Annotated in this window: 10 protein-coding genes; 5 read left to right on the top strand and 5 right to left on the bottom strand. The window is 44.8% G+C overall.

Features of this window, described 5'->3' with window-relative positions; translation table 11 throughout:
* Positions 1–78: 78 nt before the first annotated feature.
* The gene (locus IID12_02810; protein MCH8288022.1) at positions 79–399 is read right to left on the bottom strand and encodes a hypothetical protein; all 321 of its coding nucleotides are present in this window, start codon (positions 397–399) and stop codon (positions 79–81) included.
* A gap of 85 nt (positions 400–484) precedes the next feature.
* Positions 485–1,441 carry a phospholipase A gene (locus IID12_02815; GenBank protein MCH8288023.1) on the bottom strand — a complete coding sequence of 319 codons (957 nt, stop codon included), beginning with the start codon at positions 1,439–1,441 and terminating at the stop codon, positions 485–487.
* Positions 1,442–1,728: 287 nt separating this feature from the next.
* On the opposite strand from IID12_02815, the gene IID12_02820 reads away from it, so the two are divergent.
* From IID12_02820 to IID12_02835, 4 genes are read left to right on the top strand one after another with little or no spacing between them, the layout of a single operon-like run.
* The gene (locus tag IID12_02820) at positions 1,729–2,529 is read left to right on the top strand and encodes a hypothetical protein (GenBank protein MCH8288024.1); all 801 of its coding nucleotides are present in this window, start codon (positions 1,729–1,731) and stop codon (positions 2,527–2,529) included.
* Positions 2,530–2,531: 2 nt separating this feature from the next.
* Positions 2,532–4,118 carry an exo-alpha-sialidase gene (locus IID12_02825; protein ID MCH8288025.1) on the top strand — a complete coding sequence of 529 codons (1,587 nt, stop codon included), beginning with the start codon at positions 2,532–2,534 and terminating at the stop codon, positions 4,116–4,118.
* A gap of 1 nt (position 4,119) precedes the next feature.
* Positions 4,120–5,046, top strand: coding sequence for a PorV/PorQ family protein (locus IID12_02830; protein ID MCH8288026.1), 927 nt, complete (start codon positions 4,120–4,122; stop codon positions 5,044–5,046).
* A complete protein-coding gene (locus tag IID12_02835; GenBank protein ID MCH8288027.1) occupies positions 5,047–5,958 on the top strand; it encodes a PorV/PorQ family protein in 912 nt (303 codons plus the stop codon).
* Positions 5,959–6,056: 98 nt separating this feature from the next.
* On the opposite strand, the gene IID12_02840 is transcribed toward IID12_02835, so the two are convergent.
* From IID12_02840 to IID12_02850, 3 genes are all read right to left on the bottom strand, one after another.
* A complete protein-coding gene (locus tag IID12_02840; protein ID MCH8288028.1) occupies positions 6,057–6,425 on the bottom strand; it encodes a DUF4276 family protein in 369 nt (122 codons plus the stop codon).
* A gap of 235 nt (positions 6,426–6,660) precedes the next feature.
* The gene (locus IID12_02845; GenBank protein MCH8288029.1) at positions 6,661–7,497 is read right to left on the bottom strand and encodes a phage BR0599 family protein; all 837 of its coding nucleotides are present in this window, start codon (positions 7,495–7,497) and stop codon (positions 6,661–6,663) included.
* Positions 7,498–7,504: 7 nt separating this feature from the next.
* Positions 7,505–8,875: a hypothetical protein gene (locus tag IID12_02850; protein MCH8288030.1), complete on the bottom strand. Its 1,371-nt coding sequence runs from the start codon at positions 8,873–8,875 to the stop codon at positions 7,505–7,507.
* Between IID12_02850 and IID12_02855 the strand changes: the two genes are divergently transcribed.
* Positions 8,835–9,222 (top strand): hypothetical protein (locus IID12_02855; GenBank protein MCH8288031.1); only part of this gene is annotated, 388 nt, incomplete at its 3' end. The genes IID12_02850 and IID12_02855 overlap by 41 nt on opposite strands.

Here is a 9,222-nt window from a genome sequence, read left to right on the forward strand (position 1 = left end):
TTACTCCTATTTAGTGCTGCGTTGATGTTCGCAGACAATAAAAAATTTGATTATGTATATAAAGAAATTAGGGTGGAACTAAGCGGGGGGCGATCTCTCCACAAATAGAGAAGCAAAATAACTGTCGCTTAAGATCAGGTGTTCAACATGAACCGACTGACTTGCTCTATATATGTCGTGTACGATTTCTTCCGAATCAAGGATAGCGCTTAATTGGTGCCTTCTCAACAACAGGCAAATATGAGTACCGTTCAGTACCGGGTGGCTGTGCTCTTCGTTCTCGCATGATGAGAAAGTTAACTCGTCATTACCCGGAAGGGCATGATGGTCGAGAAATTGAAGCGCTCCCATCGCCGTGATTATCAGGGCGAGTATTATATGTGTCAGTTTTTTCGTCATAACTTGATTATTCCGTAAAAATAGTTACGTAATAATAAGCTATGAGGTTGCATTTAACAAGATTTATGTTGCGGGACAGTATCCTCTATCTGAATACAAATCCGATTCTCCACGAATGACTTTTCTCACGATAGTCTCGGAGCCATTGTCCTGTCCCGTCCCATCTTTGTATGTATAACCACAATTCCCAGTCGGCATAGCTAATCATAATTTCGTTTTTCAGGTTCCTGCTGTGTAAGCCGTGAGTTCTCCAGGTGACAACATAAGACAACTTAAGCTTCTTCGCCTTATCGGTGGGTAATCTACCCAAAACGAAATGATCTCCTGTCTTTTTAATACCCAAATGGATTTTAGTCTCTAATGTGCCCATGAATCTTTCAATATCAGGATTGTTTAGTTTATCCAAACCGAACGGCCAATGATATTTGAATCTTATACCGGGATAATCGACTCCCAACAATTTTCTTGTATCTTCGTCTATATTGAACTTTCGGCCGGTGTTGACGATGTTTATCTCTTCATCGGTTCCTATTTGAGCGAATAGCCAGTTCCAGCCTCGGGATGCGCCTCCTGTTCCGCCATTTGACTCATGTTCCAAGCCAACAGATCCTGAAATTCGAAGACTTTCTGATATATTTCTGTCTATGTTATCCCATCTCCAGTATATCTCAGGATTATTGCGGGTCTCCACAATCGGCCAGGATTGAACATCCCAACCGTCACCCCAGTACCAGAGTGATTTTTGTGTAAATCCAAAATGTGCCGGACCTAAGAATTCGCACAACACTTTTTTTCTCTTACGGGCGTATTCTAAGTTATCCTCGCTGCACAAATTTTCTGCCAATCTTTTCTTTACACTTATTTGGAAGACCGTCTCCCATCTGTCTGCTTCTATTTTTCTCCACGAAAAATAGTTTACTTCATGTTGGATTACTCCGAAAACTCTGTTTTCAGGTAAATCCTGAGTGAGACCCTTTCCGCTTAGAATAAAAATTGTTGATATTATTATTGTTATGACTCGTCCAAATATGGTTGATTTCATACCTAACCTCCTGTCCGATATAATGGAAACCAATTTAGTGCTCTTTTCTCACTGATCGGTGTCATATATTATAATTTCATAAATATTTATGAAATATCTTTCGTATATTTGATATATGATAATAATATAATACTATTATAAGTATATTAGCAAGTTCAGTTTTATTTCGTCCTCATCTTCTCTGTTTTGCTTATTGCAACCCGTGCGCTTCGGTTAAGTGTCGACTTACTTATCTTACCGCTTGACAAATCTGCCTACCCCGTGTATATTTGCCCGTAATTTTTACGATGAAACAGACATATTCGAACGCGCAAGCGCTGACATTTTCAGCGCTGTTCGCCCTTATGATATTCATATCCGCTTGCGAGGAAGAATTTCCCGTAGAATCTTTCGACCGGGATACCTCAGCCGTCCAACCATCGATAGACACTGTCCGCGCCGTATATAACGACCTCATTCAGCAGTTCTTTCTCGAAGCCGCGGTTTCCGACCCGCAGGGACTTACCGACATAGATACGGTTACGTACACAGCAATGAGAATTGGAAGTTCGGACAGCATCACGGGAGGTTTGAACGACAACGGCACGAACGGAGACATAATTCAGGGCGACGGCAGATATTCCGCCTATCTATCTCCGCAGCTCGTAGATTCAGTCACAGGCAGCTTCAAGTTCACTGTGTATGCTTCCGACTTGGATTCCAATGCGAGTCCACAATTTGAACTTCTCTTCGACATAACGAACTATCAGCCGGAATTGAGTCTCTTTTCCGTTACCGGTTCCGTAGCGTTGGGAGATACGATATTTATCGAAACGGCGGTGTCCGATGCCAACGGTCTCTCCGACATCCGCAAAGTAACTTACGACATCTTCCGAGTCAGCGATTCAACACTGATCGAAGACCAGTCGTTTGTCATGCGTGACGACGGCAGTTTCGGGGACAGGGTTGCGCTGGACGGCATATATTCGGTGAAACAGCCTACCAATCCGACAGGGGCTACCGGCGTATTCATTTTCCTCATAACAGCGGAGGATTTCGCCGGACTGAAAAGCGAAGAGCTCGGCGTCCCGGTAACTATCACGGATTGAGCATGACGAACCGCATGCAGAAACATATTGTTTTGCTCCTGTTCACTATCTTCCTGAGTAGTGAATTCGCTTATTCTCAGGTCGTAAGAAATTATGAAATTACGGAATGGGTTTACCTAAACAAGAGCTCCCGGCTCCTCGGAAATTCCGTGACCGACCTTGTCTATGGAAACTCTAACCGCTTGTGGATAGGCACCGGAAGAGGGTTGAATTCTACCGCAGATAACGGTCTCTCATTTGATGAATACACGCATGACGAGTTCGAGATCGGAATCGGCGGAGTCTCCGCTCTCGCCGTGCTGGGGGATATCGTCATCGTCGCCAACGCATTCGACGATCCGGACGTGGAGGAATCAAATTCCACGGGAAGCGGTCTCGCTATCTCCACCGACAACGGTTTCAGCTGGACGCACATCGATCAGCCGAAAGATTCGAACGATGCTGTCTTCGAACTGATTTACGGTGACACTATAGATGCACTGCCGGTCGTGATCAACGTTGATAACGTCACTTTCGACATTGCTATCACAGAGGACAGCACAATTTACATTACCTCATTCGCGGGCGGCTCCCGAAAATCTACCGACCTCGGAGTGACCTGGAACCGGATCGTACTGCCGCCCGACGATATGGATTCGCTCACCGCATTTTCCGACCACGAGTTCGACCTCAGTCCGGTCGATAACAGCAATTTCGGAGTCACGGGAAGCCTGAACCACAGACCGTTTTCTGTCATAGCATGGGGGGATACGGTCATCATAGGCACAGCGGGGGGGATCAACCGCTCATATGACAGCGGCGTCTCCTGGTTCAAATCGAACACGGGCAACAGCGGTATCAGCGGAAACTGGGCAGTCGTTCTGCATCGCCATGTATGGAACGGAAATGAAACGCTGCTTGCGGCGACCCGGCCTACAGTCGAGGGCGAGTTCTTGGGTATATCGCTCAGCAGGGACGGCGGTGAAAATTGGAGGACGGTTCTCTCCGACGAAAGGGTCTGGAACTTTTCTTCCGACGATTCGGTTATTTACGCCGCAGCGGACAGCGGACTCTTTAAATCGGTCGACGGGGGCGTTACATGGGCTTCGTTCCCACCGATAATCGATGGGGCTACCGGGGACCCTCTTTACACGCAAACTTTCTATTCGGTTATAAAGACGCCGGATAATCGCCTCTGGGCGGGAACAGCCGGCGGGCTTATTTACACTGATAATAACTCTTCCTCCTGGACGATTTTACGCGCAGTTAAGCCTTTGACCGAAGACCTCTCCGTCCGGACCTATTCCTATCCCAACCCCTTTTCCCCTTCCCGGCATAACAGACTTGGAGGGGACGGATATGTTCGCTTTCATTATTCTCTCTCTGAACGCTCGACGGTTTCGATAAACGTATATGACTTTTCCATGACGCTGGTGGCAAAAGCCGTGAAATCTGTGTCAAGAGATAAGGGGGAATGGGATGAAGTCTGGAACGGCAGGAACGGTTTCGGTTCAGTTGTGGCGAACGGGACTTACTTCTATAAAATAATCGTTAACAAAAGCTCCGGCGGCGGGGAAGTTCATTGGGGTAAGGTGATGGTGATAGAGTGAGATGAGAAATGCCTTATTCATATCAGTGATGTTATTTACACCGCTCACGGTGATCGCGCAGGGCGAGGGGGGATTTGCGGCGCCGTTTCTCCGCATGGGACTCGGCGCGCGGGCAATATCGATGGGAGGCGCCTTTACCGCCGTTGCCGACGACGGATTTGCCGCCTATTACAATCCCGCAGGGCTTCCCTACCTGACTAAAAGGCACTTTACAACGACCTATTCATTCCTCTCACTCGACAGGCGGTTCCATTATATTTCATACTCGCAAAGTTTGAAACCCACCGCCGGTCTCTCCCTCTACTGGCTTGCCGCGGGGACCGACAATATCGACGGACGTGACCTCTCAGGTAATCATACCTTCGATTACAGCGATGCTTCGAATGCGTTCGGGATCTCTTTTGCAAACAGGTTCCATGAATCCATCGCAATCGGAATAACTCTTAAGATTATCACACAAAATCTTGATCTCGCCGACGAAAATCTCAGCTCGAACGACCTCGCATTCGATGCCGGGCTTATGTTCATCCCGGTGGAGAACCTGAAGTTAGCTGTGGTTATCAAGGATTTGAACGCCAGTTTCAGTTGGAGCACTCAGGACCTTTTCAGCCTCGGGACCGTCTCCATCGATACGATCCCTTACACGCTGAACGCGGGCGCATCGTATCTGTTCGATAACGGACTGACAATTTCAACCGCCGCACTATTCAATCAGTCGCAGCAGGAGAGGATGCGTTTCGGAATCGAGTACCGGAGAGATGAGCTCTATTCACTCCGGGCTGGCTCCGACGACGGCGCGTTTTCCTTCGGCGGTGGAGTTCGATATCAAGTTTCGGGCGGAGTTTATACAAACATAGATTACGCCTTTCGACCGGAGGTCGTCGGAGAAGGGGGAACTCATCTCTTCAGCTGGGAGTTTACCTTTTAAGTGAAAATTTTGTTCTACACTCTGTTATTCGCCGCGGTTCAGCTGCCGCAGGCTCTTTATGCGGGTGATCCCTCATCAACCGGAATGGCGTTCCTGAAGCTCGGTGTCGATGCCGCTTCAACCGCTATGGGCGGAACCGGTGTTTCCAACTCGGAGGGGGCTGTCGCCTCGTACTGGAACCCGGCGGGATTGGCTTCCGCAGAAGAGTCTGACGTCGTCATTTCACATCAGGAGTGGCTCGCCGGTTCGAGCAACCAGTATTTAGGCGTCTCTTTCCCCGGCAGCAGTTACTCGTTCGGTCTGAGTTTAGCGCTGTCTGGAGTAAGCGACATCGAGCGGCGCGATGAACGTCCTACTGCGGAACCGCTCGGTTATTTCAGCGCCAACTCGATCGCGCTTTCACTCTCAGCCGCTGCCGGAAGGGGCAGCGGTTTACAATTTGGCGCCACAGCGAAACTACTCTATGAAAAGATCTCCTTTTACACGGCAAACGGATTTGCGTTCGACTTCGGTCTGATCAAGAGTCTGAATTTTCATAATATCCGCACGGCTCTTGTAGTCAAGGACGTCGGCGGGATGTCATCTCTGAACATTGAGTCAACCTCGCTGCCCGCGCGGATCACAGCCGGGATCAGCGGTAGGTTCAACCCCCGCTCAACCACATCCTTCAGCTGGGCTTTCGATGCCGGTAAATATTTCGAGTCGGGAACGTTCATCAGGCTCGGCGGTGAGCTGAACCTTAACGAGATCCTCAGCCTCCGCGGCGGTTACAAACGGAACTCGGAGAACTCGTCCGGCATCACGGCGGGAATCGGCATAACACGCAACCGCTACCGCTTCGACTACGCGTACCTCCCCTTCGACTTCAACCTCGGCGACACACACCAGATGAGCTTCGGTATAGGGTTTTAATACGGCTTATTTCCAGGCGATTCGTGAATTGCCCCTACACGCTATTCCCTTTGCAGTTGAGATTCTTAATAGTAATTAATTTGAATAAATTCGTAAGCCTATAAATTAGATTTGATATACTTATCTAGTGGTTTATAAGATCCGCATCTTTTAAGGGATGAAATAGTACAATTATTAGCTATTTTTGCATTATGAACAGTGTGTAAATATCTCTTGTAACTCATTTTCCATACGATATCACCAAGATATTTTTTGGGGTCTTTTATTAGTTCGGTATTTTGTATTTTTTTAGGTCTCTTTTGTAGTTTAAACGTTGTTTGAATTGCAGTCGAATCAGATAAGAGCCATGCTTCTATCTCAATAATAGGAATAAGAATTAAATAGTTGGTAAATGGTGAATTGTTCAATTTAGTTACAAGTAATTTTCTAAGCGTACTCTCATTTTTCGTATCAAGATCATGAATCAAGATGAGATATTTACAACCTATGTCATATAGATAATTCGCCCACCCTATACACTTCTTTGGAATGCTACCAGACCCTCGCCCTAGTCTTTTTTTAATTTTGAAAGAACTCCCCTTTCATTAGCAAGATCCATTTTTATCTGATTAATTTCATTAGTTGAGATAAAACCATTAGCAATTTCGTTATCCAAGGTACTATATATGTCACCAAGATAAAATGAATTCCTGTGTAATAGATTCATATGTTCAAACAACACTTTTTTCCATCCATCGGGTTTTTCTGTGGGATGAAAGGAAATCCACCGTAGTTATCTATTGCATCAAATTTCCCGTCGCACGTCGCGACTGTATGATCACACCCTGGGAAAGCAGTGACAGTATCACCGACAATTATCCCAGTAAAAGACAGATTCAAGGTTAATACACCTGTCGCGTTATTATGGTCGGTAATAAAACGCCTATTAACCAAGCCTGAAACAACAAATTCAACATACCCCCCGACAAAATGCGTACTATCAAATGTAGGATTTATTGAAACAATAAAACTCGAGCTTGTTATAGTCAGCCCGGAAACATCGGTAAGAACACCATTGACATCATGTAAAGTACGTATCACGGCACATTGAACACCATAAAGTACATGTGGACATGCGGTTTGATAAAACCTCCGTAACCCTGGCCTACGTAAAGTAGATTGAATCGGGCTACAAGTAACTTCGCCTTCGTTTTCAATTAATTTGACATTGATTACTTTACCTTTAAAAGTAATAGCAGGATCACTATCGGACGCATGAATCCGCGTAATCGTAATAGTTATAATATCTGTTGGAGAAGTTGCTATAAACTGATCAAGAAAAGTAACATTTCTACTTAGCGTTATTTTTAAAGAAGTCTTACCCAGGTCCTGAGTCGATAATATTGCACTCCTTTTAAGCGGCACCGATAGATAGATGTTACCACTGAAATCGATATCTTCATCGCCAGAAGTATAGTACCAACTAAACACCCCTCGCTTGAATTCGTATAATTCAAGCGGTTGAAAAAATTCAGAAATTTCAACATCATTAAAAGCCATAGTTCACCTAATTATTTATCACAGTTGTTGGAACGACTGCGTTGGCGGTATCATTACCGTTCCAATTAATTTGTAAATTATCTGAAGTCAAACGTTTACGTCCAAGCCATGAAATCATAATTACATCCTCTGCATTAACTCCGGCACTAGAGGTAAGCGTAACTTCTAGATTCGGTGCAGAAATAGTAATTGATGAAATTTCTCTAAAAATCCATCCAGATGTTGTTAAAATACCGATATCGTCTCTTTCGGCAGATAATGTATCTTGTCCATCATCCTCAATGAACAACTGAATATCTAATGCACCTGTAGAAACCAATATCATGTTCGCCTCAAAAGTCGGCATCCAAAATGGACGTAATTTTCCTTCTCGCCTGTGTAACCACAATCGGTAGTTCCAGACATCTTCAAGGGTATCGAATTGGAGTCCGAATTGCCTTTGGATTTTTGTTTTTAACCATGGCGCGAAAGTATCTTGTAGGCCGGTACCGTAATCTGCAACGTCTACTCGATTCGTATATTGGTCAGTAGCGAAGTTGTCAATTGTTAGCGGGGGGTCTAAAAAGACATCTAGACCTTTATATTGAACAGCTGAAGGACTCGTCGCGAGCGTAGCATTTTCAGTTATAATAAAGTTGAAATCTAACCGCTGGTTATCACCATCCGTACTCCTTATTGGAGATGACAAAAACCTACCGACTCTCATTGGCATAACTAGAGCAGTTATCCCAAAAACAGTTGAAATAATTGCTGTCGCTTCTATTTGGGTGGTAGTTAAAGAATTTATAGTGAATAATTCAAAATTTCTTGGAGATATATAAATCATCCCAAGACCGCCAACTCTAAAATCTGCAAATTCAGTACTAACATTAATAATAGTACTCGAACCAGTTGTCGGAGAAGTAAGATTTCGACACTCAGACGATACCGGCACTCCAAACCGGTTGATACGCCATCCGTATAACAATATGTCTAGTGGAATTATTTCACCTCTTGGGATAGAAATATTACCCGTAAATCCTTGCCGAGGTGAACTTCTCAATTTCGTTCGTTGTTCATACCCGTCATTAGAAGTCATTACCTGGGTCTTCCAATTAAGAGTTTCTTGTAAACCTGCCTGGAATAGATAAGGTAGTGCTAAAACTCTAGTTCCAGTAACGAGAACAGTAATATCGTTGATACCGGGTTCAAAGTCAAACAGGATAGAACCGTCTATGGTAGGTGGACCAGTATCAACTGAGATCTCAAGAGTTAACTGGAGTTCTTCTAAAGGACCGAGATCAACGGGCGTACTTATCCCGGTTAATACTATCCCACCAAGGTTACTGGGAATAATATTGGTTAAAGTCGTTGTTGTGAAAAAAGCGTTGAAAATCAATCCAAATTTTGTCGTTATCCTCTTTGATAAAACTAATCCAAATGGATTTGAGGAAGGCAGACTAAATCCAAACCTTCCTACAATCTGGAAACATCGCTACGGCATCAGAATTGGTGATGAGGCTAGAGGCAACATGAGAATTGGTGGTCGAGATCTCAAAGAAACAGTTTCAGTTCCAAACACATTATCTGCTTTGAAAATTGCAGATGAGATTTTGGAGGGAGCAGAACCTTGGAGCGACTGGAAACAATATGCTCGTTTGATAGATATGGATGCTCCAAAAGTTAACGTGCCTTTGACTAAATACACAGATACAGTTGGTGGTTCAATTGCTGATCAAAAAGGAT

This window comes from Candidatus Neomarinimicrobiota bacterium, from assembly GCA_022567655.1.
GTDB lineage: Bacteria > Fidelibacterota > SORT01 > SORT01 > SORT01 > JADFGO01.

What these genes read in the sequence shown, in the direction of transcription:
- IID12_02810 (MCH8288022.1), bottom strand. Translation starts at nt 399, where the DNA reads ATGACGAAAAAACTGACACATATAATACTCGCCCTGATAATCACGGCG.
- IID12_02815 (MCH8288023.1), bottom strand. Translation starts at nt 1,441, where the DNA reads ATGAAATCAACCATATTTGGACGAGTCATAACAATAATAATATCAACA.
- IID12_02820 (MCH8288024.1), top strand. Translation starts at nt 1,729, where the DNA reads ATGAAACAGACATATTCGAACGCGCAAGCGCTGACATTTTCAGCGCTG.
- IID12_02825 (MCH8288025.1), top strand. Translation starts at nt 2,532, where the DNA reads ATGACGAACCGCATGCAGAAACATATTGTTTTGCTCCTGTTCACTATC.
- IID12_02830 (MCH8288026.1), top strand. Translation starts at nt 4,120, where the DNA reads ATGAGAAATGCCTTATTCATATCAGTGATGTTATTTACACCGCTCACG.
- IID12_02845 (MCH8288029.1), bottom strand. Translation starts at nt 7,497, where the DNA reads ATGGCTTTTAATGATGTTGAAATTTCTGAATTTTTTCAACCGCTTGAA.